We start from the raw sequence: 22466 nt of genomic DNA, 5'->3' as shown, positions 1-22466 counted from the left end.
ATGAAGATTTCTCAAGAGGAGCTTCGAGCCATTCTTTCGGGCAGGGCGCCTCTTCTACCCTGTTTGGAGGAGGCCCGCAAGGTCAAAGAGGCCCATTTTGGCCGCCGGATCGAGACTTGTGCCATAGTCAACGCCAAAAGCGGCCGCTGTCCTTCGGATTGTCGTTTCTGCGCCCAATCTAGTTCCTGGCCCACAAAGATCAAGGTCTATCCCCTTCTTTCGGCCGAGGAGCTCATCGTTCGGGCCAGAGAGGCCCGGGCTCAGGGCATTGACCGTTTTAGTTTTGTCACCAGCGGGATTTCCCTGAAAGGGGATGAATTTGAACGACTTCTAGTCGTTATTGAGAAACTAAGGACCTTTGTTCCGGAACTCACCCTCTGTGCCTCTCTGGGGTCTCTTTCTTTGAGCCAGCTTGAGGAACTTAAGGCGGCCGGTCTTGATCGTTACCACCATAATCTTGAGACCTCTGAGGAGTTCTATCCTCGAATCTGTACCCGTCAGAACTGGAGGGAACGCTTTGAGACGGTTCGGCGGGCCAAAAAGGTCGGCCTTTCAACCTGTTCCGGAGGGATCTTTGGTCTGGGAGAAAACGACGAGGATGTCTTGAGCCTCATAAAGGCTCTAGAGGAGTTGGAAGTCGATTCTGTGCCGGTAAACTTTCTCCATCCCATCCCCGGCACGCCCCTTGAGAAAGCGGCTTATCTCCGCCCCCTTCGGGCTCTGAGGATTCTCATCGCCTTAAGGCTTGCCCTTGAGGCAGTGGAGATCCGGATCTGCGGGGGCCGAGAGCACAACCTTCGTGACCTTCAGGCTCTGGCCCTTTTTGCGGCTAGTGGTCTTATGGTGGGCAACTATCTTACCACCAGGGGACGGGATCTCTCCCAGGACCGGGAGATGATCGAAGATTTAGGCTATTTTTCAGGCCTTCTTTAGGACGGCGGCAAAAAAACCATCCATCCCTTGCCGATGAGGCATGGTTCGGAAGAAACCCCGTTCATCAAGGAGATCAAAAGCGGGAAATGAAGTAGGCCTTTCCAGGTGGAAATCAGGATGGTCGGCCAGAAAAGATTCGATCAGTTCCTCACCTTCCTCTGGCTCCAAGCTACAGACGGCATAAACCAGACACCCGCCAGGCTTAAGGAGAGGGGCCACGGCCTCAAGGAGGCGACGTTGTCTCTGAGGCATGATCTCCAGATCTTCTGGACTACGACGCCACTTAATGTCCGGATGGCGCCTGATGACCCCGGTACCAGTGCAGGGGGCATCGACCAGAATACGATCATAGATGGCCGCTTTGAGTTCTTTTAGGCTCTGGGTGACGTCCTGATTGATAATGGTTACATTGCTTATCCCCAGACGATGGAGATTTTCCTTAAGGAGCCGAAGACGCCTCTGGTCAATATCCACGCCCTGGATCTGGCCCATATTCTTCATGAGTTGGGCCAGGTGTGTGGTTTTCCCTCCTACCCCGGCGCAGGCATCCAGGATCTTTTCCCCGGGCCTGGGGAAAAGAAGATGGCCCACCAGCTGGCTGGCCTCGTCTTGGACCTGGAACCAGCCCTGCTTGAATCCGGTAAGGTCGGTAACCGGCCGCCGCGGCCTTCGGAGGATTAGGCCTTCTGGAGCATAGTCGCAAAGTTTTACCTCCTCGGCTTCTTTCTTAAGAAAGGTGGCCAGTTGCTGGCGGCTCAACCGGAGGGTGTTTGTCCGCAGGCTCAAGGGGGGGATCTTATTGCTGGCAGCAAGGAGGGCCTCTGTCTCTTCGGTTCCCAGAAGGTTCAACCAGCGCCGGACCAGAAAAGGTGGATAGGAGTATCTGACCGCCAGATAGATGCTCAGATCGCGGTCCTTTTTGGGCCAAGGTAGCTGATCCTTCTCCCGGCAGATCCGACGTAAAATGGCGTTTACAAAACCGCTTACGTAAGAAGGACGGTCTTTAAGGAGGTTTACCGTCTCGTTTACCGCCGCCCGATCAGGGATGCGGGTGTAGAGGACCTGATAGATGCCCAAACGAAGGGCACAGACTACGCTTGTCTCCAGCCGATGGCGAGGCTTTTGAGAATAGGTATCGATGAGCCAGTCTAGGCTGGCCCGGTAGCGGACCGTTCCATAGACAAGTTCCATGACTAGATTGCGATCTCGCCCCTCAAGACCGGGGGCTTTTTTGAGGGCGTTGGAGAGGAGGTCATCGAGGGGGACCGTGGTCTTCTCAAAGCGGACAAGAACCTTAAGGGCCAGTTGTCTGGCGATGCTAAACATCAGCCGAGTCTGATTCCGGACTCCAGGCGATGGCCCCGGAGGAAATCGGCCACCGGCATCCTTTTGCGTCCTTCAAGCTGGAGCTCTCGGATCAAAAGAAGCCCCTGACCAGTGGCGATGAGAAGCCCCTCTTTTCCTATGGAGACGATCGTCCCCGGTGGGGCCTCTGTGGGGGCCTTGATAACCTTAGGCCGGAAGAGCCTTAAACGTTGCCCTTTAAGGAAGGTGTAAACCGTGGGCCAGGGGTCAAGACCACGGATGAGTCGGGCCAATTCTTCTGCCGGCCGGCTGAAGTCAGCCAATCCGTCTTCTTTTTTGAGTAAGGGAGCATAGGAGACCCCCTCAGCAGGTTGGGGCCAGGGCTTTAGATGGCCCTGTTTTAGACCTTCAAGGGCCTCAAGAATGAGTTCGGCTCCTAGGGCCGAAAGCCTTCTGGCCAGTTCCCCGGCTGTCTCCTCGGGGCCGATGGGGATGGCCCGGGAAAGAAGGACAGGACCGGTATCCATGCCTTCGTCCATCTGCATGATGGTTATCCCTGTTTCTTTTTCTCCAGCAATGATGGCCCAGTTGATGGGGGCTGCGCCCCGGAACTTGGGAAGCAGGGAGGCGTGTACATTAATACAACCATAAGGAGGAAGTTCCAGGAGGCTTGGGGGAAGGATCTGGCCGTAGGCAGCCACGACAATGACCTCAGGGGAAAGTTCTCTTACCTGATTCAGAAAGATCTCATCTTTGATTCTTTCCGGCTGAAGGACCGGGATTTTGGCCTCAAGGGCCATCTGTTTTGTTGGCGGTGGGGCCGGCTTCTTCCCCCGGCCGCGGGGTCGGTCTGGCTGGCAGACTACGGCCAGGACCTCATCAGGCCCCTCTATCAAGGCCTTCAGGATAGGGACGGCGAATTCCGGAGTACCCATAAAGATCAGGCGCCAAGATCTCATAACCCCATTATGCCCCAAAGGCCTGGTTAAGGCAAAGTGGCAAAAAAGACCTTTCTCTGGGATAATTTCTCTAATGAGGGAACTCGGAATGATTCGTAAGCGCTGGCGGGGACGTTTCCCGGTAGCCCTGGTCTTCCCCAATACTTACTATCTGGGGATGTCCAATCTTGGATTCCAGGTGGTCTATGGATTCCTTAATAGCTTTGATGAAATAGTCTGTGAGCGAGTCTTCTTTCCAGAAGATGGCCAGGAAATCCGTTCGCTGGAGTCGAATCGTCCCCTTAAGGACTTTCCAGTAATCCTTTTCTCTGTCTCCTTTGAGCAGGATTACATCAATGTTTTGAGAATCCTGGCGGCCTCAGATATTCCGCTTTTGGCGAACCAGAGGGCTAAAAATCCCTTGGTCCTGGCTGGAGGGGTAGCTGTTTTCATGAATCCTGAGCCCTTGGCCGACTTTATCGATGGTTTTCTTATCGGTGAGATCGAGGCCTTTGGTCAGGAGCTGGTAGCCTCTTTTATCGAAGGCTATAAGGGTGATGGTGAGGAGATCTTGGTCCTTCTCAAGGAGCGTCTTGCTTGCCTTTACGATCCCTCAGACTATGAACCGGTTTATCTCCCAGACGGAAGGCTCAAAGAGATGCGCTCACTTAAAGGGGGCCCTGGGCGTATTGTCCGGGCCATGGCTCCCTACCCTCCGACAAAGGCCCCTCACTCGCTGATTATCTCCGATCGGACTGAATTCTCGGAGACCTTTCTTCTTGAGGTGGGTCGGGGCTGTGGTCGGGGGTGTCGTTTTTGTGCCGCAGGCTATCTTTATCGTCCTCCTCGTCCCTATCCCCTTGAGGCCCTGAAGCGGGCCCTTGAAGAGAGAACCAGTGGTCGGGTTGGGCTCATTGGCCTGGAATTTGCCGATCGCCAAGAGGTAGAGGAAATCTGTCGCCATCTTCTGACCCAAGGGGTATCTTTGTCCTTTTCCTCCCTTCGGGCCGATGCCTTGACCGAGGGATTTCTTGAGCTCCTAAAGGCCACTTTTGTCCGGACGGCGACTATTGCCCCTGAGGCCGGGAGTGAAAGGCTAAGGAGGGTGATCAACAAAAATCTCTCCCAAGAGATTATCCTTGAGGCTGCCGAAAGGTTAGCTGAAGCCGGGATCAGGCACCTTAAGCTCTATTTTATGATCGGGCTGCCCACCGAAGAAGAGGAAGACCTTCGATCCATAGTCGAACTTGTCCGTAAGATTCGCCACCGGCTTCTAAAGATAGGTCGGGGAAGAGGCCACCTAGTTGATCTTCGTCTAAGTATTAACTGTTTTATCCCCAAACCCTGGACTCCATTTCAGTGGGTGGGGTTTGCCGGTGAGGAGCTCCTCAAACAGCGCCTTTTATGGCTTAAGCTGGCCTTAAAGCGGGAGCCCAACCTCTCTCTCACCTCTGATCTTCCCAAGTGGGCCCGGCTTCAAGCCGTTCTTGCCCGAGGGGATCGACGAGTCTCCCAACTTCTTCTGGCCCTCATCAAGGGAGGGGATCTAAGAAGTGCTTATCGAAGGGTGAACGTGAATCCGGCCTTTTATGCAGAAAGGCAAAGAGATAAAGACGAGCTTTTCCCCTGGGAGATTATCGATCTTAAAGTAAGTCGAGATTTTCTCTGGCAGGAATATCAGCGGGCCCTTTATGGGCGGTCAGGGCCGGTGTGTCGGCTGGGGCGATGTCGGTTGTGTGGGGCCTGTTCTACTTAAGGCCTCTCACGTTGTTGTCTTTTTAGCCTTAAGGTCATCACCTGACGCTCAAAGATATGCTCGATAAGTCGTTCTCGATCTTCCTCTGTCATCCAAATAAACTTTATTCCCAGACGGCTTAGGTCTCCATCACATTCTCCCCGAACGACCTCGCCGAAACAGCGGAAGAAATACATGGCCGGAAGGAGTCCGATTTCAAGCTCCAGTATCTGGCCCGGGGGGAACTCTTCATTTAGGGCCAGGCAGAGGCCGGCGGCGCTTATGTTGACCGGATAGTTCTGGTAGTTTTTTTCGATTTCTTCCTTTTCTATCCGGGCCAGAAGGAGATCCAGCTTTTTGTTGAGAAGGGAAAAGACCTGGGCAAGATCCTTGTCTTTTTCGCGCAGGCGTCTTAAGGCCTGATCGACAGCTCTGGTCAGTTGGGGGTGGGAAAAGGCCCAGGGCCAGGGTTGCTGGAGACCCTCTTCGTATTCCTTGATCCGCTGGGTGAATTCTTCCGGGCTTATCGGGCGGTATTTTAAAAGGATGCGGTCGTTGATCCGAACATATTCTCTTCTTTCTTCACTCATGGACTCCTCCTACCGTGGAAGGGGGCCCTGATCAAGAGCTCCGGAGAATACCTCTCTGGGCTCAAGGTTCGTAGGGCTCCCTTTCTGGATAAGGATGATCTCTACCCGGCGATTGGCCGCCCGGTGTTCCGGGGTATCGTTGGGATAAAGAGGTCGTGAGTCTCCGTAGCCGATGGCGGCGGTTTGATAGGGGGCAATGGTCTGCTGGGCCAGAAGAAACTCAAGGACATTGGTGGCTCGGACAGCGGAAAGTTGCCAATTGGAGCGCCAACGACTCCCAGGCCGGGGAGGAATATTGTCGGTGTGGCCGGCTACGAGGACCTCGCCGTCAAAGCCGGCCAAGGCCTGGGCCAGTTTGATAAGTACTGGGCGGGCTTCTGGCCTGAGGCGGGCACTCCCGGGGCCAAAGAGAATCTCGTCTTTAAGACGCAGGATGACCCGATCTTCAAGGGCCTCGATCTCTATTTCTCCCTTTATGAGCTCCAGTTTTATAGCGCTCCTCACCCTCTCCAGTAGCTCGTCAACGGTAAAATGGGGGGTAAACTCCTTGGATACTATGTCTAGGCCTTTGGGAATATCGTAGATGATCTCCTGACGCTGAACTCCAAAGGCATCCTTGAGAGAGCCAGCTACCTCCTTAAATCGAGCCACATCCATCTCTGAGAAGGAAAGAAGAAGGACGAAGAAGCAGAGAAGAAGGGACATCAGGTCGGAGAAGGTGGTCATCCACATCGGGGCCCCGCTAGGGCACTTCTTCTTCTCTTCGGACTGTCCCTTCTTCCCCATAGGATGATCCTTACTCGCCAGAGGTTCTCTTTTTAGGGGGCAGGAAAGTCATCAGAAGTTCTTCAAGTACCCTGGGATTTAGCCCCTTCTGGAGGCCTAGGACTCCTTCGACGATCAGGCGTTTGATGAGTTGTTCTTCTTGAGAACGCAGGGCCAGCTTGTCGGCGATGGGCAGAAAGACCAGGTTAGCCATAACCGCTCCATAGAGGGTGGTCAGCAGGGCGACAGCCATGGCCGGTCCAATGGATTTAGGATCACTCATGTTGGAGAGCATCTGGACGAGACCAATCAGGGTTCCAATCATCCCGAAAGCCGGTGAGGCGTCACCCATGGCCTTAAATAGGTTCTGGCCTATCTCATGGCGTTGAGCCGTAAGGCTTATTTCCTGGCCCAAGACCTCTTCAATAAAATCTGCCTCGTGGCCATCTACGCAGTACATAATGGCCTTTTTGAGGAAAGGGTTTTTGATAGGCTGTTTTTCCAGTTTAAGAAGTCCCTCACGCCGAGCAATGTTTGAAAGGGTGACCAACTCTTTGATGATATCCTCCGGATTTTCAATCTTTTTGAAAAAGGCGTTCATGGCCACCTTCATGGCCCCTAGGACATCTGCCAAGGAGAAACGGATAAAAGAAGCGGCCAGCGTTCCCCCGACGACGATAAGGATTGAGGGGATATTAATGAAGACCCCCAGGGATCCCCCAGCCAGAATGGCCCCAAAGAGAAGGATGACGCCCAGTACCAGACCAACTACCGTTCCGAGATCCATCTACTGCTCCCGTAATTAGTCCTGACTCTCCTGCTTTTGTAATAATCGGCCAGAAAAGGAAAAACCTTAGGCCTATGGAGGAGGGGAAGGGCTGTTGACGGAGGCGGCAAAAGACATTAAAAGAGCCGGTAAAATTTGGCTCTTCTAGCAAGGGCCTCCTTGCCCCTGATAGGGGGCCAAAAGACCAGAAGGAGGTTTGAGATGCCCGATTTACGCCGTTACGAATCCCTCTTCATCATCCATCCTGACCGCGTAGATGAAAAGGATCAGGTCTTCTCCCGTCTGAAGGAGATTGTGGAATCTTCGGGAGGACAGGTCATCAAGATCGAGGAATGGGGTCTTAAGAAGTTGGCCTATCCTATCCAGAAGAAGCGTCAGGGCTTCTATGTGCTTACAGAATTTGGGGGTCCTCCGGAGCTGCCGCGCTCGCTGGAGGCCTTTATGCGCATAGATGAACGGGTGGTTCGTTTTGTAATCGTCAAGCTTGATGATAAATTTGCCCCCGAAGCCGGGGCAGAAGCGGCTTAAGAGGAGGTAGTTTGGAATGCAGACCAGAAAAAGAAGGTTTTATCCGCGACGGAAAGTCTGTCGTTTTTGTGCCGATAGCAATCTAAAGATAGATTATAAGGACCCAGAGACCCTCAAGATCTTCATTACTGAAAGGGGAAAGATTGTTCCCCGGCGGATTACGGGCAATTGTGCCAAACATCAACGCCAGCTGACCACAGCCATCAAAAGAGCTCGGATAATGGCTCTTTTGCCGTTTGTGGCTACTTTGGAAGAGGTTTAGGGGGTTATTATGGAAGTTATCCTGAGAGAGACCATTCCCAATCTCGGCCAGCCTGGAGATATCGTCAGGGTGGCTGACGGTTATGCCCGCAACTATCTCCTTCCCAAGGGCAAGGCAATTGTGGCCAACCGGAAGAATCTGGCGGCCCTGGAGAAGGAGCGTCAGATTATCCTGGCCAAGGCTGAAAGGGAGCGTAAAAAGTTGGCCAGTCTGGCCGAACGCCTTGAAGGCCTCACTTTGACCATTGCCCAGAGGGTGGCCGAGGAGGATCGGCTCTACGGATCTGTTTCGGCCCAAGAGATTCTCAACGCCCTCAAAGAACAAGGTATCGAAATCTCCCGGCGTCAGATACTCCTTCCAGCTCCGATCAAGCGTCTTGGGGAATATGAGGTTCCCATTAAGTTGGGTGGGGCCACCGTGGTCAATATTAAGGTTGCCGTTGTGGCTCAGGAATAGCTGTGCCTCGGGCAAAAGGGAAGGAAAGTAGCCTTTTTCATCGTCTGCCACCTCAAAATATAGAGGCTGAGCAGTGTGTTCTGGGCAGTATCCTGATCGAAAACAATGCCCTGCTTAAGGTGGTGGAGATCCTGAAGCCGGAGGATTTCTACCGTGAGGCTCATGCCAAGATCTTCGCCACCATGCTCGATCTTTTTGAACGGGGCGAGCCCATTGACTTAGTTACCGTCCACAATGCCCTCAAGGACAGGGCCCAGCTTGAGGAAATCGGTGGGCCAGCCTATCTGGCTGAGCTAGCCGCCATTGTTCCCACTGCGGCCAATATCGTCCATTATGCCCGAATTGTCCGGGAAAAGGCAGTCTTAAGGGAAATCATCCGTAAGACGACCGAGATAGCCGCTTCCTGCTATGAAGAGGCCGGAAGCGTTGACGACATCCTTGAGGCTGCTGAACAGGCCATTTTTGAGGTCTCTCAGGCCCGGATCAAACAGGCCTTTTACCCCCTTAATCGGGTCATAAATGACAGTGTTCGTCATATTGAGCGCCTCTATGAGCGCAAGGAGCTAATTACCGGAGTCCCCACGGGATTCCATGACTTTGATCGTCTGACGGCAGGTCTTCAGCCCTCTGATCTGATTATCATTGCCGGGCGCCCCAGTATGGGGAAGACTTCCTTTGCCTTAAATATTGCCCAATATGCCTCTTTGGAGGCTGAAATCCCCACGGCCATCTTCTCCCTGGAGATGTCTAAAGAGCAGTTGGCTTTAAGAATGCTCTGTGCCGAGGCCCGGGTGGATGCCCATAAGGTGCGGACAGGTTTCCTCTCCGATCGGGATTGGGACCGCCTGACCAAGGCGGCTGGGAAGCTTTCACGGGCGGCCATCTTCATTGACGACACTCCAGGGATAAGTGTCCTTGAAATGCGGGCCAAGGCCCGACGCCTTAAGTCTGAACATGGTCTGGGGCTGATAATTATTGACTATCTTCAGCTCATGCGGGGCCGGGAGCAAAAAGACCGCCGAGAGCAAGAAATCTCGGAGATTTCTCGTTCTTTAAAGGCCATGGCTAAAGAACTAAATGTTCCGGTGGTGGCCCTCTCTCAGCTAAACCGGAAGGTGGAAGAACGTCCGGATAAACGCCCCCAGCTGGCTGACCTCAGAGAATCTGGGGCCATTGAGCAGGATGCCGATGTTATCGTCTTCATCTATCGAGATGAGGTCTACAATAAAGAGAGCCCTGAGAAGGGAACTGCAGAGATTATTATCGGCAAACAGCGTAACGGTCCTACTGGGGAATTCCGCTTGGCCTTTCTTAAACAGTTTTCTTCCTTTGGAAACCTGGCTTCCCAGGCCGAAAAAGTGGTTAGCAATCCCCTTTCAGTTTAACTTGTCAGTGAAGCCTCTAGAAAGGACTTAGTCTCGGAGATGACCTTGGCGTAGAGCTGACCACAGGCGGCTGAGATCTCTTCCCCCTTACTCTTGCGGACAATGGCTGTATAGCCAGCCCTAAGGAGCTCCTCCTGGAAGGTCCGAATGATGCCTTCAGGTGGACGCCTGAAAGGCAGATCCGGAGCAGCATTGAAGGGAATAAGATTTATCTTGGCTGGGATCCCCCGCAGGATACGGGCCAACCTTCGGGCAGCTTCCGGGGAGTCATTCAGACCATCAAGAAGGATGTACTCAAAGGTGATCCGCCAGCCTCGAGGAAGGGAAAGTCTTCGGCAGGCGGAAAGCAAATCCTTTAAGGGAAAAGTCTGGTTGATAGGCATTAGACGAGAACGAGTCTCATCATCTGGGGCGTGGAGGGAGATGGCCAGCTTTATGGTTATCTCCTTCATAAGGCTCTTGAGCTGAGGGATAAGGCCTGAGGTTGAAAGAGTGACTTTCCTTTTGGAGAAGCCAAAACCCAGGGGATGAAGGATGTTTTTGATGGCCTTGATCGTGGCCTGATAGTTGGCCAGCGGTTCTCCCATACCCATGAAGACGAGATTGGTCAGCCTCCGGGCCTTAGAGCCTAAGTAGGCCCTGGCCACCAGGATTTGGCCGGTGATCTCCGAGGGAGAAAGGTTTCTCCTGAAGCCCATTCGGGCGGTGAGGCAAAAGGCACAACCCATAGCGCAGCCAACCTGGCTGGAGAGACAAAGGGTGTAGTGGTCCCTTTCGGGGATGATGACCGTTTCGATAAGGGCCCCATCGGAGAGCTTGAGAGCCAGCTTGGTGGTTCCATCGCTGGCCTCTTGGACGGAGACAGTCTTTGGCAGGTTGACCGTGGCCTCCCGAGCCAGCTTTTGCCTCAGGGGCTTGGGCAGATCCGTCATCTCCTCAAAGGAGATTACTGGCCGGGCCAGCCAACGAAACAGTTGCCGGGCCCGGTAGGCTGGCTGGGAATGCCGGGCCAGGTACTGGCCAAGTTCCTCAAGGCTTAGATCCCGTAAGTTTACCATCGGATCAGCCCCCCAGAGATTTAAGGAGCTCCTGAGCAGCGGCCCTTTCTGGAAAAGGACGCTTGGTGGCTAATGCAGCCTTTAATTCCTTGATAGCTTCTTGGGTTTTGCCTGTTTTAGCTAGGATCCAGGCCAAATGATAACGGATAGTAGGGTGATCAGGGGCCTTCTTCAAGGCCTCTTCAATGGTTGATAGAGCCAGGGTATAGGAGCCACGCTTGGCCATTATCCAGCCAAAGGTGTCCAGGATTCTAGGATCTTGGGGAGCAAGCTCCTTGGCCTTCTGGGCGTAAATGAAAGACTCTTCCAAGTCTCCCTTTTTTTCGGCCAATATCCAGGCCAAGTTGTTGATGGCCGGGACAAACTTGGGATTCTGTTCGAGAATTCTTCGATATTCCTTCTCTGCTAAAGGCCACTCTCCCTTTATCTCGTAAAGGACGGCTAAGGCCATTCGGGCTGGGTAGAACTTTTCGTTTTTTTCAAGAATTTTCTGGTATTCAGCGATGGCCTTGTCTATCTGCCCCTGGGCCTGATAAATGGAGGCCAACATGACGTAAGGCCCAAGGAGATTGGAGTTGAGTTCAAGGGCCTTTTGATAGTAGTTTTTGGCCTCTTCTATCTTCTTCTGCCCAAGCATGATCTGACCCATTATGGCATAAACAGGAGCCTTGTTCTTGACCCTTTCAAGCTGACTTTGGCAACGCTCAAAGGCCTTATCTATGGAGCCCTTAAGGCTGTAAATGGCCACAATCTGGGCTAGGGCTGAATAGGCCTCGGGGTTGGCCGAAAGGGTGGCCTCAAACTCCTTTAGGGCCAGATCATATTTTTTCTTCAGCCGATAAAGAAGCCCCAGCTGGAAGTGTAAGCGGGGATCCTGGGGCTGAACGCTGATAGCCTTTTTGAGATAGTTTTCCGCCTGGGCCGGGTCTCTTTTGAGCATGGCCACCCTGGCCAAGATAAGCATGGCCTGGGGATGATTGGGGCGGAGCCTAAGGACTGCCTGGGCCTCCTTCTGGGCTTCATCTAGATTGCGTTTGCGTAAGAGAACATCGGCGAGCATCAGGTGGGCCATGGCATAGCGGGGATTGATCTCAATGGCCTTACGAAGGGCCCCCTCGGCAGAGGAAAGTTCCCCTTTGCTAAAATGGGCTAGGGCCTTGAAATAGTAAGCCTCGGCCAGACGGGGCTGGTTTCTGATGACAAAATCCAGATCCTCTAAGGCCGAGTCGGCTTGGCCTTCTTTTAGGAGGAGCTTGGCGCGTACAAGTCTGGCCAATAAATTACCGGAGTCCTGAGAGAGGACCTCGTCGGTCAGATCCTTGGCCTCGGTGAACTTCTTGGCATCATAGTTGACGTAGGCCAGCCTGGCCTTGAGATCCAGGGAGTCTGGCTTGATCTTCAAAGCTTTCTGGAGAGCTCCGACGGCCTTTTCCTGTTGGCCGATCTTGTTATAGATGTCTGCCAGGCGGACGAGAGGCTTTGTGTCCTCGGGGTGGGCCTTGGCGTAAGAATGAAGGAGATCAAGGGCCCTTTTGAGTTGACCACGCATGAGATAAAAGGTGGCTAGATCATTGGTAAAGGCAAAACGATCATTATGGGTTTGAGCCAAATCGCGGAGGACGGCTTCGGCCTCATCAAGACGGCGTTCCGAAAGATAATAGGCCACCAGGGCCTGGCGGGCTCGGATATTTTCTGGGTCTACTTCTATTGCCTTCTTGAAGAAGGCCTCGGCCTTCTGGCTGTCTCCCTTTAGTTTATAGGCTGAGGCCAAAAGGATGAAATAGCCGGCCTTGTCTGGTTCTTGCTGGAGACTTTTGAGGACCATTAGGGCCTCATTTGGCTCCCTTAGTCCTAGATGTGCTCCGGCGGCAACCATCACCGCCTCAAGCCTCTGGGGGTCCTTTCGGAGGATGGTCTTGGCCTCTATCAAGGCTTCTTTGTACTTTCTGGCGGCCAAAAGGAGTTCAGCCAGCCTGATACGGGCCTCGAGGTTCTCTGGATCCACATCTACCGTTTTGCGAAATTCAGACAAAGCCTTGGCCGGTTCCCCGACCTGGAGATAGATCTTGGCTAGTTCAAAATGGGCCTGAGGATGCTTGGGATTTATCTGAAGGACGTTGCGGAACTCAATGGCCGCTTCCCTCAGACGCCCTTCCTTGGCATAGGCAACTCCTTTCTGGTAGTGCTTGTTGAGCTTTTCCTCAGGGGAGGAGCAGCCAACCATAAAGGCAATAAGGAAAACTATGGCTAGAGGCCATTTGGTCTTTAATCTCGGGACCATTTTGTTACATCCTCTCTTGGATTAAGAATTTTTCCGACAATTTAGCATTAAGTCTCGGAAATTGGAAAGGTCTTCCAAAGAAGTTTATTTTTTCTTCAAAAAGACTCCTCACCGGAGGGACCTATGGAGGCCAGGGAACCGCAGGTGGTCGGAGAGGCGGTCTTAAGTTTAGGAGAGGCCAGGCAGAGGGCCCCTCGTCTCGAAGGAGTGGCCACAGGGGTCGAGGGCTTAGATGAACTCTTCTTCACCGTGGAGTTCCAATCCGGAAGGCCTAGGCAGCGCCCTTTAGGGGGGATTCCCCTGGGAGCGGTAGTCAATATTACCGGTGTCCCTGATACCGGAAAGAGTCTCATGGCCGAACAGTTTGTTCTCCGCCAGGCCGCTGAAGGCCAACGGAGTTGTTTGGTGACAGTAGAGACTCCAGCTCCATTTGTCTCTGTTGGTCTTGAGACTCGGGCTCGGGCCATGGGGCTTGATTTCTCTGAACTTGAAGGGCGCATTATTCTTCTTGATGTTGCCAGCCACAGCCGATTAAGGGAGGATCTTCCCAGCCTCCTTGACACCCTGGCTTATATCTATCGAAGCTATAAGGTAAAAAGGACGGTTATTGACTCGGTGACCGGTCTCTATGAGGCCCGAGAGATGCTGGCTCGGTCCATTGTGCGGTCCCTTTATACCTTTTGCAAAAAGTGGTACCAGACGGCGATCTTTGTTTCTCAGAAAAGAAGCGGTCATGAGGAGTTCTCGGCAGAGGCCGCCGGGGGGTACGCTGTGGGACATATTGTGGATTGTACTATGGTCCTTTCAAAGGAGCTTCTTCTCTCAGAAAGGGCGGCTCAGGCCTGGGGACGGGATCTGGGGGATATCATCCGACTTTTTCGGATTGATGGCTGTCGGCTGTGTGGTCATGACACCAAGGTCCATCTCTTGGAGATCTCTACCGAAGGCCTGGTAAGGGTCGGCCCACCTGTGGTTGCTTCCAGACAGAAGCGCTAAAGGTTGATATCTGGGGTTGCTTTTGCTAACGGTGAAAAAACTTACTAATGGGGGTCCCTTTGCTTAAACCTAAAGCCTATTTTGACCTTGATGCCCTGGGTCGCTATCTTCCCCTCTTTGAGGGGATAGATTACGTCTGGGAGGTTCTTTCTCGGCTTAAGGCTTTTATCCGGGAGGCTATACGTCCGAATATCCCTCCAGGTTTCCCTTTAGGGGAGCCTCTCGGGAAGCCTTTTATCATCTATGAAGGAGAGCTTCGACCCTTGGAGACAGATTTTGAAGTCAGGGCCTCGGGTGCCGGGCTCAAAATATTTAAAGGCGGGGAGCCACTTCCTCAGGCTGGTTTGATAATGGCCGGAGCTGTCTTCTGGAATGATCAAGTGGAACTTGGCCCTGGCGTTATTGTGGAGCCTGGGGCCCTCATTAAAGGTCCGACCATTATCGGGGCCCGTAGTGAGGTTCGGCAGGGGGCCTATATTCGGGGGGACTGCCTCGTCGGAGAAGAATGCGTTGTCGGCCATACCACCGAGATCAAACATTCGGTAATGCTCTCTGGGGCCAAAGCTGGCCATTTTGCCTATATTGGTGACAGTATCCTGGGGCTGGGTGTCAACCTGGGGGCTGGAACAAAGCTGGCCAACCTGAAGATGCGCCCCAGTACGGTCAAAGTTGTCTATCAGGGAGAGCCCTTCGACACCGGTTGCCGAAAGCTGGGGGCCATCCTGGGAGATGCCTCTCAAACAGGTTGCAATTCAGTAACCAATCCAGGCGTCTTCCTGGGTCCAGGTTCCCTGGTGCTGCCCGGTGTTGTCGTAAAAAGCGGTCTTTATCCTCCGAAGTCTTTCCTCCGACTTTGATAAAAATCTTACCGAGGAAGACGGAGCCAGCCTTTCATGTTAAAAACTTGAAGAGAGAAAGAAGGAGGTCGTTTTTTATGTGTAAAAGAGCTTTTTTTATCCTCCCCCTTTTGACCCTTTTATTATTGGGCTCAGTTCAGGCAAAGGAGAAAGAAGGAGATAAGGTCCTGGCTAAAGTGGGGCCTTATGAACTTACGGAATCCGCTCTTGAGGCCCAGGTGGCCGAAATGCCCGCTCAGGTCCAGGTTCTTTTGGCCCATCAGCCGGAGCTTAAAAAAGAGCTTGTCAATCGTTGGGTAGAGATCTCGCTTCTTTCCCTTGAGGCCCAGAAGACAGGCCTGGAGAGAGATCCCTTGATCAGGGCCCGTATTGAGCAGGCCCGTTCAGCCATCTTGGCCCAGGAACTTATCAGGCGAGAAGTCCTGGATAAGGTCAAGCTGGATGAGGCGGAGGCCAAAAGATACTATCAGGAGAACAAAACGGCCTTTGGCCAGCCAGAAATGGTCCGGGCCCGCCATATCCTTATCGCTATTAAGGATCCCAATGACCAATCTTTGAAGGATCAGGCTCGGAGGGAGGCCGAGGAGATCCTGGCTCGAGTTAAGGCCGGAGAGGATTTTGCCGCTTTGGCCAAGCAATATTCCGATGATCCTGGAAGTCGAGCCAAGGGTGGTGATTTGGGATTCTTCAGTCGGGGAGAGATGATCGAACCTTTTGAGAAGGCAGCCTTTGCTCTTAAGGTCGGCCAAGTCTCCGGGGTGGTGGAAAGCCCCTTTGGTTACCATATTATTAAGGTTGAAGAACGCCGACCGGCAGAGATTCCCTCTTACGAAAAGGTCAAGAAGCAGGTGAGGGATAGGGCCCTTGAGGCCAAGAGGGAGAGAGTCCTGGAGAAGTATCTGGATAATCTCAAGAAGAAGTATCCGGTGAGCCTTAATATTCAGTAAGTTTAAATTGATACTCTTATGGACTGGCTCCTTTATTGCCTCCTAACCCTTTTTCTCTGGGGTGTGTGGGGATTTTTCTACAAGTTGGCGGTAGGGAACCTTCATCATGGGGCGGTTCTTTTCCTGAGTAGCCTGGGGGGGCTTTTAGTGGCTGGGGTCCTCTTTGTTTCGGCCGGCCTCAAGATCTCTTCCTGGGGGGCGATGCCCCTGGCCTTTGGGGCCGGGGTGCTGGGAAACCTAGGGACTTTTTTCTTCATCAAGGCTCTTCAGGGGAATAAGGCCTCTTTAGTCGTTCCCCTTTCGGCCCTCTATCCCCTGGTGACGGTCGTCTTGGCCGTCATTTTTTTGGGTGAGGAACTTCGTCTTCGACATTGGCTGGGCATCTTTCTGGCAGTTTTAGCCGGGGCCCTTTTAGGCTTTTAGGAATGCTTTTCCGCACCTTTGTCCACCTGCCCGGAATAGGAGAGGCCCGGGAGAAGGCTATCTGGGCCCAGGGAGTGCAGTCTTGGGCCGATTTTCTGGCAGAAGGAAAGCTTGTCGGCTTCTCTCGAGCGGAGATGGCCCTCTACAGGGCCTTTATTTATCGTAGCCTTGATCGGGCCCGGGATCCGGTCTTCTGGGCCCAGAGTCTTCCTCGCCCTCATCTCTGGCGTCTTATTCCTCATTTCGGGACCTCTACGGTCTATCTCGATATAGAGACCACGGGCCTTTCTCCCCATCGGAATATTATTACCGTAATTGGCCTCTATGATGGCCGTAGTTATCGGGCCCTGATCCAAGGCCAAGATCTGGAAGAAATCCTTGATATTCTTCCTAGCTATGCCCAGGTGGTTACCTTTGGAGGGAGCCGCTTTGATCTCCCCTTTTTAAAGGCCCATTTCCCTAGTCTTTGTCTTCCTCCCCTCCATCATGATCTCAGTTTTCTCTTCAGGCGCTTAGGCCTTAAGGGAGGTCTGAAAAGGATTGAACGTGAGCTTGGTATTTGCCGGCCTGCGGATATTTCCGATCTCTCTGGCCTTGAGGCCATCAGACTCTGGTATCAGGCCCAGAGGGGAAAGGAGGGGGCCCTTGAGACCCTCATCGAATATAATCGGGCCGATGTGGTCAATTTGGCCTATTTGACCCACCTGGCCTGGGAGGGACTTTGTCAGAAGCTTGACACCTTGGGGGGCCAGCCTTAGGGTTGGCTCGGGTTCCTGCTTTGTAAATCAAGTAATCCCTTCTGGTGGTTCAAAATTTCAAGAGGAGGTCCAGCGATGTTAAAGGTCCAGGAGGTCTATCGGGAGATAAGTCCAGCGGACAGAGAGTCTGCTCGTAGATATCTTGAAAAGATCTGGGAACGCTTTGAGAGACTTACTAGACACATTAATCCTGATCTCAAACTCCTTCGGGTGGTAGTTGAAGGCCTGGAGAAAAAAAAGACCTATTATGTTCACTTGACCCTTTCGTTGCCCTGGGGGGTTCTTAGTGCTCGAGGCGAACACAAAAGACTTAAAAGCGCCTTTAAGGTGGCCCGGGAGCGTCTGGAGAGAGAATATGCTGAGGCTGCGGCCCGGATAAGGGGGGAGGCCGTCTATAAGCGTAAGAACCGTTATTACCAAGAGTTATCTGCTGCCTTTGCTGACTTGGCTGCTGATCGTCAGGCTGGCCTCAAGGAGCGCTTTGATGACAGGCTAAAGCCCATCTTACGTAATCTTTATCGAATTGCTCGCCGGGAGATCATCTTTTATCAGCTCACTGGTGATCTTCCTCCAGGAGCTATTGATCCGGCGGACATTGTCGACGAAGTTATCCTCTGGGCCTATGAACATTACGATGATTTGGTGGCCACTTCCTCCCTTCCGTTAGTTCTTCATCAAAAGATGATAGAGATTCTCCGTCAAGAAGTGGCCAAATATCGAGGCGAACGGATATCTATTGAAGAGGAACTCCCCCTTGATGACGTTCGCTTCCGGCTCCAGGAAGACCTCGACAGCCCCTATTATGAACCCGAGCTTCTGCGTTGGGAAGATGTCTTGCCCTCAGATGTGGCGGTGGAGCCAGAGGAGGTCTTAAGTGCCGAGGAATTGACCAATCTAATCATGCGGGAGCTCTCTCATCTTCCAGAGGAGAAAAGACAGGCTTTTGTCTGGCACGTAATCGATGGTTACGATATCATGGAAGTGGCTAAGATAATTGGGGTCAGCAAAGAAGAGATCGCTCGTTGGATAGAAGAGGTCAGAGGTCATCTTAAAACCCGCTGGCTAGCTGGAAGGCCCCAAGCAGAAGAGGAAGGAGGAGATTGATGAATGTACGGGCCGCAAAAAGAATTTTTTCTCTGATTTTGATCCTGGGGTTGATGCTCTCTTTTGAGCCTCCATCGGTCCAGGCCCTTAACTTAGCCGTTACCCCACCAAAGATTGAGGCCCAATCTCGGGATATTCAAGTCCTGCAACAGATCTCTCGGGCCTTTGCTGCGGTAGTTCATAAGGCAGCACCGGCGGTGGTTTTTGTGCAGGTGGAGAGGATAGTCGAACAGAGGGGGCCGGCTTTTGGCCCGGAGCCTTTTCCCTTTGAGGACCCCTTTCACTTTTTTGGCCCAGACTTCTTTGAGAGATTCTTTGGGCAGCGTTTTCCGCGTAAATTTCGCCAGATGGGGGCCGGATCTGGTTTTATCGTCAGCCCCGATGGCTATATCCTCACTAATAATCACGTAGTGGGAAAGGCCGATAAAATCACGGTGAAATTGGCTGACGGCCGTCAGTTCAGGGCCAAGGTCGTTGGTACTGACCCTCAGTCAGACATTGCAGTCATAAAAATAGATGCCGACAACCTTCCCATCTTACCCTTAGGGGATTCGGACAAGATCGAGGTCGGAGAGTGGGTTCTGGCTATAGGCAATCCCTTTGGTCTAACCCAGACGGTCACTGTGGGTATTGTCAGCGCTAAGGGACGAAGCGGAATCGGCATTACGGACTATGAGGATTTTATCCAGACCGATGCAGCCATTAATCCCGGGAACTCTGGTGGACCTTTAGTCAACCTCAAGGGCGAGGCTATTGGGATCAATACGGCCATTTTTTCACGCAGTGGTGGTTATATGGGGATTGGATTTGCTATTCCGGCCAACATGGCCCGGATCATCATGGATCAGTTGATTAAGACTGGTAAGGTCACCAGAGGCTGGTTGGGAATCGTCATCCAGGATCTCAATGAGGATCTGGCCAGATCATTTGGCCTTAAGGAGCCGGAAGGGGCCCTGGTAACAGAGGTGGCCAAGGAATCACCGGCGGCCAAGGCTGGCCTTAAATCCGGGGATGTCATCGTTTCTTTTAACGGCCGGAAGGTAAAAAATGTCGCTGAGTTGCGCAACCAAGTAGCCCTGACTTCACCAGGAACCAAAGCTACTATTACGGTGATCCGAGACGGTCGCCTTCGTAAACTCCGGGTGGTCATCGGGGAGCAGCCTAAAAGGTTTGGTTTCCCTACTCGGAACGAACTCTTGGAGAAGTTGGGCTTTTCGGTCCGCAACCTTACTCCAGATCTGGCCAAAGAGCTGGGCTACAAACCTGGCCAGGGTGTGGTTGTTGATGAGGTGCTCCCCGGCTCTCCGGCGGCCTTGGCCGGGATCAGGCCCGGTCACCTTATCGAGGAGGTCAATCGTAAGAAGGTCCACAACCTCAAGGAGTTTTTGGAAGCCCTTTCGGCGGGCCGTTCCAATCAAATTCTCCTTCTGGTGCGGGATCACGGCTACAGTCGCTATGTACTCCTGCGGCTTGAATAAAAAAGGTTTTTGAGGCCCTAAATCGGCTTGCATTCGGCGCCAGTTTCTATTTTAGAATGAAAAAGGCCTTTTAAGGGCCTGCAGGGAGTCTTTAATGGACTTTAAAAAGGACTGGCGCCGTTATTTCCCCTGGCTTTGGTTAGGTCTTATCTTCTTGGCCCTGACGATCTTTTATCTTCTGCCTTACAGCCAACGGGAAATACTGGCCTATAGTGAATTCAAGGAACTTCTCCGCCGGGGTCTGGTAAACGATTTGGTTCTTTCCCAACAATTCATTGAGGGACGCCTTGACAAAGATGCCCCTAAGGTCCTCTCTGAGCTCCGGGGAGTTCCAGTTAATGGTCGCCTGAGTTCCTTCCGGACGGTCAGGGTGAATGATCCCACGTTGGTTCCTCTGCTTGACGAAAAGGGGATTCGCTATCAGGCCCGGCCGCAGACGACTTGGTTGACCAATCTTCTCTCCTGGGTCATTCCTCTGGGGTTGTTTTTTGTTATCTGGGTCTATCTCCTGAAAAGGCTGGGAGGTGGTGCTCCAGGAGGACTAACCGCTATCGGGAAAAGCAAGGCCAAGATCTATATCGAAGATGAGATCAATGTCACCTTCTCTGATGTGGCTGGGGTAGATGAGGCAGTCGAAGAGCTGCGAGAGGTTATCGATTTTCTTAAGAATCCCCAGAAGTTTACTGCTCTCGGGGGCAAGATCCCTAAAGGGGTTCTTCTGGTCGGACCCCCTGGGACCGGTAAGACGCTTCTGGCCAAGGCCGTGGCTGGAGAGGCCAAGGTACCCTTTCTCTCCCTTTCGGGCTCTTCTTTTGTGGAGATGTTTGTGGGGGTTGGAGCGGCCCGGGTACGGGATCTTTTTGCCACTGCTGAGGCCAAGGCCCCCTGCATCATTTTTATCGATGAAATCGATGCCCTGGGTAAGGCCCGAGGGGTTTCTCCTTTGGCCGGCGTTGACGAAAGAGAACAGACTCTCACCCAACTGCTCACAGAGATGGATGGCTTTGATACCAAAAAAGGGGTTATTATTCTGGCAGCTACCAATCGTCCGGAGATTTTGGATCCAGCCCTCTTGCGCCCAGGCCGTTTTGACCGGCACATTGTCGTGGATCGTCCTGATCTTAAGGGACGAGAGGCCATTCTTAAGGTCCATACCAAACGGGTCAAACTGGCTCCGGATGTAGACCTTAAGGTTATTGCCGCCCGGACTCCGGGAATGGTCGGGGCCGATCTGGCCAATATTGTCAATGAAGCCGCGCTCCTGGCCGCCAGACGAGGAAAGTCTGCGGTGACTATGGAGGAGTTTGAAGAGGCCATAGATAGGGTTATCGCCGGCCTAGAAAAGAAAAACCGTTACATTACCCGAAAGGAAAAGGAAATCATTGCCTATCATGAATCAGGACATGCCCTAGTGGCGGCCTCGGTGCCCTATGCCGATCCGGTCCATCGGGTCTCCATCATTCCCAGAGGGATTGCCGCTTTGGGCTATACTCTCCAACTTCCTACTGAAGATCGTTACCTGATGACCCGGTCAGAGCTTCTAGATCGTCTGACGGTCCTCCTCGGGGGCCGGGCAGCCGAGGAGCTTATCTTCCAGGAGGCCTCAACCGGGGCTCAAAACGATCTGGAGAGGGCTACAGCTATTGCCCGCTCTATGGTTATGGAATATGGGATGAGCGACCGGTTAGGCCCCCAGAGCTTTCGTGAAAGACAGGCCCTTTTTTTGTCCGTAATTACCGGAGAGACTAAACATTACAGTGAGGCTACAGCCCGGGAGATCGATACCGAAGTCCAGAACATAATCCTTCACTGCTACCAACGGGCCCAGGAGATTCTTAAGAAGAAGAAAAAAAACCTTGAAGCCATGGCTGAACGTCTTCTGGAGAGGGAAATCCTTGAAGGGGAGGAACTCAAGGCCTTCCTGGAAGGAGATTCCCCATGATCTTTAGCCCGCTGGCCCTTGTCTTTTTGCTCCTTTTCTTTTTTCTGCTTCTTTTTCTTTTTGCCGTCATCCACGTGGGGATTATCACCGTTGCCTTTGAGAAGTTGGGGCTCTCTCCTGGACAGGTCTGGGGCTATCTTTTTCTCTCTCTCATCGGATCAAACATAAATGTTCCGGTCAAAAAAATTCAAACTATGAGCTTTCAACCTCCAGGAGAGATTTCCTTTTTTGGGATTCGTTATCGTATCCCTTCCCGTCTTGAAGAGCGGACAACGATCATTGCAGTGAATGTAGGGGGGTGTCTTATCCCGGTCTTTCTCTCCCTCTATGTGACCTTCAGGCTTGATATCTTTGGGCCGGTTGTCTTAGGAGGAGCCTTTGTGGCCGGAGTCGTCTATTTCTTGGCACGCCCCATCCCTGGCCTAGGCATTGGTATTCCAGTCTTTATCCCTCCGCTTCTGGCAGCCTTAGTGGGGCTCGTCCTTTCGCCGGAACACTCAGCAGCTGTGGCCTATGCTGCGGGATCCCTGGGGACCCTTATTGGGGCCGATATCCTTCACCTCAAAGACATTCCCCGTCTGGGAGCTCCTGTGGCCTCGATTGGAGGGGCGGGCACCTTTGACGGAATCTTCCTTACAGGGATAATCGCCGTTTTGATTGCCTAGGCCGAGGTTTGGTGGAGGCTCTGGGAAGCAAGGACGATCTGTTGGGTAAAGGCTTTTAGAAGCTTGCGATTAAGCTGGTCTTTCATGTGAATAAACATGCACTCAAGGGCCTTACGGGCCCGGCGGGGCCCCTTATAAGGACGCCAAGAGGTAATGGCGTCAAAGATATCGGCCAAAGTTACCAGATGGACATATACCGGTATTTCTTCTCCCTTAAGGCCTTGAGGATAGCCGCTTCCGTCTATCTTTTCGTGGTGGTAAAGGATTATTTCT

The 22466-nt window shown here is 52.7% G+C and carries 23 protein-coding genes; 15 read left to right on the top strand and 8 right to left on the bottom strand.

Annotation, left to right across the window (positions count from 1 at the left end; genetic code table 11):
• Nucleotides 1–933 carry a biotin synthase BioB gene (gene bioB / locus ACXJJX_RS03555; protein ID WP_456432179.1) on the top strand — a complete coding sequence of 311 codons (933 nt, stop codon included), beginning with the start codon at nucleotides 1–3 and terminating at the stop codon, nucleotides 931–933.
• Here the strand turns inward: bioB and rsmB are convergent.
• Both rsmB and fmt read right to left on the bottom strand, forming a co-directional pair.
• Nucleotides 919–2259 (bottom strand): 16S rRNA (cytosine(967)-C(5))-methyltransferase RsmB, encoded by a 1341-nt coding sequence (gene rsmB, locus ACXJJX_RS03550; RefSeq protein WP_456432177.1) that lies wholly within the window; start codon nucleotides 2257–2259, stop codon nucleotides 919–921. The genes bioB and rsmB overlap by 15 nt on opposite strands.
• Complete coding sequence (fmt, locus tag ACXJJX_RS03545) at nucleotides 2259–3197, bottom strand: methionyl-tRNA formyltransferase (protein ID WP_456432175.1); 939 nt, start codon at nucleotides 3195–3197, stop codon at nucleotides 2259–2261. The genes rsmB and fmt overlap by 1 nt, the downstream gene beginning before the upstream one ends.
• Before the next feature lie 88 nt (nucleotides 3198–3285).
• On the opposite strand from fmt, the gene ACXJJX_RS03540 reads away from it, so the two are divergent.
• Complete coding sequence (locus ACXJJX_RS03540) at nucleotides 3286–4932, top strand: radical SAM protein (protein WP_456432173.1); 1647 nt, start codon at nucleotides 3286–3288, stop codon at nucleotides 4930–4932.
• Here ACXJJX_RS03540 and ACXJJX_RS03535 read toward each other — a convergent pair.
• The 3 genes from ACXJJX_RS03535 to pomA are packed head-to-tail and all read right to left on the bottom strand — an operon-like array spanning nucleotide 4929 to nucleotide 7053.
• On the bottom strand, nucleotides 4929–5501 hold the full coding sequence (locus ACXJJX_RS03535; protein ID WP_456432171.1) for a PilZ domain-containing protein: 573 nt from the start codon (nucleotides 5499–5501) through the stop codon (nucleotides 4929–4931). The genes ACXJJX_RS03540 and ACXJJX_RS03535 overlap by 4 nt on opposite strands.
• A gap of 9 nt (nucleotides 5502–5510) precedes the next feature.
• A complete protein-coding gene (locus tag ACXJJX_RS03530) occupies nucleotides 5511–6287 on the bottom strand; it encodes a flagellar motor protein MotB (protein WP_456432169.1) in 777 nt (258 codons plus the stop codon).
• 10 nt (nucleotides 6288–6297) lie between these two features.
• The gene (gene pomA, locus ACXJJX_RS03525; protein ID WP_456432167.1) at nucleotides 6298–7053 is read right to left on the bottom strand and encodes a flagellar motor protein PomA; all 756 of its coding nucleotides are present in this window, start codon (nucleotides 7051–7053) and stop codon (nucleotides 6298–6300) included.
• Between the two features lie 201 nt (nucleotides 7054–7254).
• Between pomA and rpsF the strand changes: the two genes are divergently transcribed.
• From rpsF to dnaB, 4 genes are read left to right on the top strand one after another with little or no spacing between them, the layout of a single operon-like run.
• A complete protein-coding gene (rpsF, locus tag ACXJJX_RS03520; protein WP_456432165.1) occupies nucleotides 7255–7581 on the top strand; it encodes a 30S ribosomal protein S6 in 327 nt (108 codons plus the stop codon).
• 16 nt (nucleotides 7582–7597) lie between these two features.
• On the top strand, nucleotides 7598–7843 hold the full coding sequence (rpsR, locus tag ACXJJX_RS03515; RefSeq protein WP_456432163.1) for a 30S ribosomal protein S18: 246 nt from the start codon (nucleotides 7598–7600) through the stop codon (nucleotides 7841–7843).
• A gap of 9 nt (nucleotides 7844–7852) precedes the next feature.
• Nucleotides 7853–8299, top strand: coding sequence for a 50S ribosomal protein L9 (gene rplI, locus ACXJJX_RS03510; protein WP_456432161.1), 447 nt, complete (start codon nucleotides 7853–7855; stop codon nucleotides 8297–8299).
• Between the two features lie 2 nt (nucleotides 8300–8301).
• Nucleotides 8302–9684: a replicative DNA helicase gene (gene dnaB, locus ACXJJX_RS03505; protein WP_456432159.1), complete on the top strand. Its 1383-nt coding sequence runs from the start codon at nucleotides 8302–8304 to the stop codon at nucleotides 9682–9684.
• Here the strand turns inward: dnaB and rlmN are convergent.
• Nucleotides 9681–10742 (bottom strand): dual-specificity RNA methyltransferase RlmN, encoded by a 1062-nt coding sequence (rlmN, locus tag ACXJJX_RS03500; protein ID WP_456432157.1) that lies wholly within the window; start codon nucleotides 10740–10742, stop codon nucleotides 9681–9683. The two genes, dnaB and rlmN, sit on opposite strands and share 4 nt — an antisense overlap.
• Before the next feature lie 4 nt (nucleotides 10743–10746).
• Complete coding sequence (locus ACXJJX_RS03495) at nucleotides 10747–13023, bottom strand: tetratricopeptide repeat protein (protein WP_456432155.1); 2277 nt, start codon at nucleotides 13021–13023, stop codon at nucleotides 10747–10749.
• Between the two features lie 123 nt (nucleotides 13024–13146).
• Between ACXJJX_RS03495 and ACXJJX_RS03490 the strand changes: the two genes are divergently transcribed.
• The 9 genes from ACXJJX_RS03490 (at nucleotide 13147) to ACXJJX_RS03450 (ending at nucleotide 22193) form a co-directional block, all read left to right on the top strand.
• Nucleotides 13147–14019: a KaiC domain-containing protein gene (locus tag ACXJJX_RS03490; RefSeq protein ID WP_456432153.1), complete on the top strand. Its 873-nt coding sequence runs from the start codon at nucleotides 13147–13149 to the stop codon at nucleotides 14017–14019.
• A 59-nt stretch (nucleotides 14020–14078) separates the two neighbouring features.
• The gene (locus ACXJJX_RS03485) at nucleotides 14079–14876 is read left to right on the top strand and encodes an LbetaH domain-containing protein (protein WP_456432151.1); all 798 of its coding nucleotides are present in this window, start codon (nucleotides 14079–14081) and stop codon (nucleotides 14874–14876) included.
• Between the two features lie 77 nt (nucleotides 14877–14953).
• Entirely contained in the window at nucleotides 14954–15823 is an 870-nt protein-coding gene (locus ACXJJX_RS03480) for a peptidylprolyl isomerase (protein ID WP_456432149.1), read from the top strand.
• An 18-nt stretch (nucleotides 15824–15841) separates the two neighbouring features.
• Nucleotides 15842–16246, top strand: coding sequence for an EamA family transporter (locus ACXJJX_RS03475; RefSeq protein WP_456432147.1), 405 nt, complete (start codon nucleotides 15842–15844; stop codon nucleotides 16244–16246).
• A 2-nt stretch (nucleotides 16247–16248) separates the two neighbouring features.
• Nucleotides 16249–17004: a ribonuclease H-like domain-containing protein gene (locus ACXJJX_RS03470; protein WP_456432145.1), complete on the top strand. Its 756-nt coding sequence runs from the start codon at nucleotides 16249–16251 to the stop codon at nucleotides 17002–17004.
• Nucleotides 17005–17079: 75 nt separating this feature from the next.
• Complete coding sequence (locus tag ACXJJX_RS03465) at nucleotides 17080–18108, top strand: sigma-70 family RNA polymerase sigma factor (protein ID WP_456432143.1); 1029 nt, start codon at nucleotides 17080–17082, stop codon at nucleotides 18106–18108.
• Complete coding sequence (locus ACXJJX_RS03460; protein ID WP_456432141.1) at nucleotides 18108–19586, top strand: DegQ family serine endoprotease; 1479 nt, start codon at nucleotides 18108–18110, stop codon at nucleotides 19584–19586. Before ACXJJX_RS03465 ends, ACXJJX_RS03460 begins: the two co-directional genes overlap by 1 nt.
• Nucleotides 19587–19680: 94 nt before the next feature.
• Nucleotides 19681–21528 carry an ATP-dependent zinc metalloprotease FtsH gene (gene ftsH / locus ACXJJX_RS03455; protein WP_456432116.1) on the top strand — a complete coding sequence of 616 codons (1848 nt, stop codon included), beginning with the start codon at nucleotides 19681–19683 and terminating at the stop codon, nucleotides 21526–21528.
• Entirely contained in the window at nucleotides 21525–22193 is a 669-nt protein-coding gene (locus tag ACXJJX_RS03450) for a DUF1614 domain-containing protein (RefSeq protein ID WP_456432069.1), read from the top strand. Before ftsH ends, ACXJJX_RS03450 begins: the two co-directional genes overlap by 4 nt.
• On the opposite strand, the gene ACXJJX_RS03445 is transcribed toward ACXJJX_RS03450, so the two are convergent.
• Nucleotides 22190–22466, bottom strand: a 277-nt coding sequence (locus tag ACXJJX_RS03445; protein WP_456432068.1) for an HD-GYP domain-containing protein, incomplete at its 5' end; no start/stop codon positions are given. The two genes, ACXJJX_RS03450 and ACXJJX_RS03445, sit on opposite strands and share 4 nt — an antisense overlap.

This window comes from Thermosulfuriphilus sp. (genome assembly GCF_054026695.1).
The sequence above is the reverse complement of the archived record's forward strand: the minus strand, read 5'-3'. Positions and strand labels throughout refer to the sequence as shown.

Coding starts and splice junctions, on each gene's coding strand:
- ACXJJX_RS03465 (WP_456432143.1), top strand. CDS start 17,080: ATGTTAAAGGTCCAGGAGGTCTATCGGGAGATAAGTCCAGCGGACAGA.
- ACXJJX_RS03535 (WP_456432171.1), bottom strand. CDS start 5,501: ATGAGTGAAGAAAGAAGAGAATATGTTCGGATCAACGACCGCATCCTT.
- rsmB (WP_456432177.1), bottom strand. CDS start 2,259: ATGTTTAGCATCGCCAGACAACTGGCCCTTAAGGTTCTTGTCCGCTTT.
- fmt (WP_456432175.1), bottom strand. CDS start 3,197: ATGAGATCTTGGCGCCTGATCTTTATGGGTACTCCGGAATTCGCCGTC.
- ACXJJX_RS03490 (WP_456432153.1), top strand. CDS start 13,147: ATGGAGGCCAGGGAACCGCAGGTGGTCGGAGAGGCGGTCTTAAGTTTA.
- bioB (WP_456432179.1), top strand. CDS start 1: ATGAAGATTTCTCAAGAGGAGCTTCGAGCCATTCTTTCGGGCAGGGCG.
- rpsR (WP_456432163.1), top strand. CDS start 7,598: ATGCAGACCAGAAAAAGAAGGTTTTATCCGCGACGGAAAGTCTGTCGT.
- pomA (WP_456432167.1), bottom strand. CDS start 7,053: ATGGATCTCGGAACGGTAGTTGGTCTGGTACTGGGCGTCATCCTTCTC.
- ACXJJX_RS03470 (WP_456432145.1), top strand. CDS start 16,249: ATGCTTTTCCGCACCTTTGTCCACCTGCCCGGAATAGGAGAGGCCCGG.
- ftsH (WP_456432116.1), top strand. CDS start 19,681: ATGGACTTTAAAAAGGACTGGCGCCGTTATTTCCCCTGGCTTTGGTTA.
- ACXJJX_RS03460 (WP_456432141.1), top strand. CDS start 18,108: ATGAATGTACGGGCCGCAAAAAGAATTTTTTCTCTGATTTTGATCCTG.
- ACXJJX_RS03480 (WP_456432149.1), top strand. CDS start 14,954: ATGTGTAAAAGAGCTTTTTTTATCCTCCCCCTTTTGACCCTTTTATTA.
- ACXJJX_RS03540 (WP_456432173.1), top strand. CDS start 3,286: ATGATTCGTAAGCGCTGGCGGGGACGTTTCCCGGTAGCCCTGGTCTTC.
- ACXJJX_RS03495 (WP_456432155.1), bottom strand. CDS start 13,023: ATGGTCCCGAGATTAAAGACCAAATGGCCTCTAGCCATAGTTTTCCTT.
- ACXJJX_RS03530 (WP_456432169.1), bottom strand. CDS start 6,287: ATGGGGAAGAAGGGACAGTCCGAAGAGAAGAAGAAGTGCCCTAGCGGG.
- ACXJJX_RS03475 (WP_456432147.1), top strand. CDS start 15,842: ATGGACTGGCTCCTTTATTGCCTCCTAACCCTTTTTCTCTGGGGTGTG.
- rplI (WP_456432161.1), top strand. CDS start 7,853: ATGGAAGTTATCCTGAGAGAGACCATTCCCAATCTCGGCCAGCCTGGA.
- rlmN (WP_456432157.1), bottom strand. CDS start 10,742: ATGGTAAACTTACGGGATCTAAGCCTTGAGGAACTTGGCCAGTACCTG.
- ACXJJX_RS03450 (WP_456432069.1), top strand. CDS start 21,525: ATGATCTTTAGCCCGCTGGCCCTTGTCTTTTTGCTCCTTTTCTTTTTT.
- rpsF (WP_456432165.1), top strand. CDS start 7,255: ATGCCCGATTTACGCCGTTACGAATCCCTCTTCATCATCCATCCTGAC.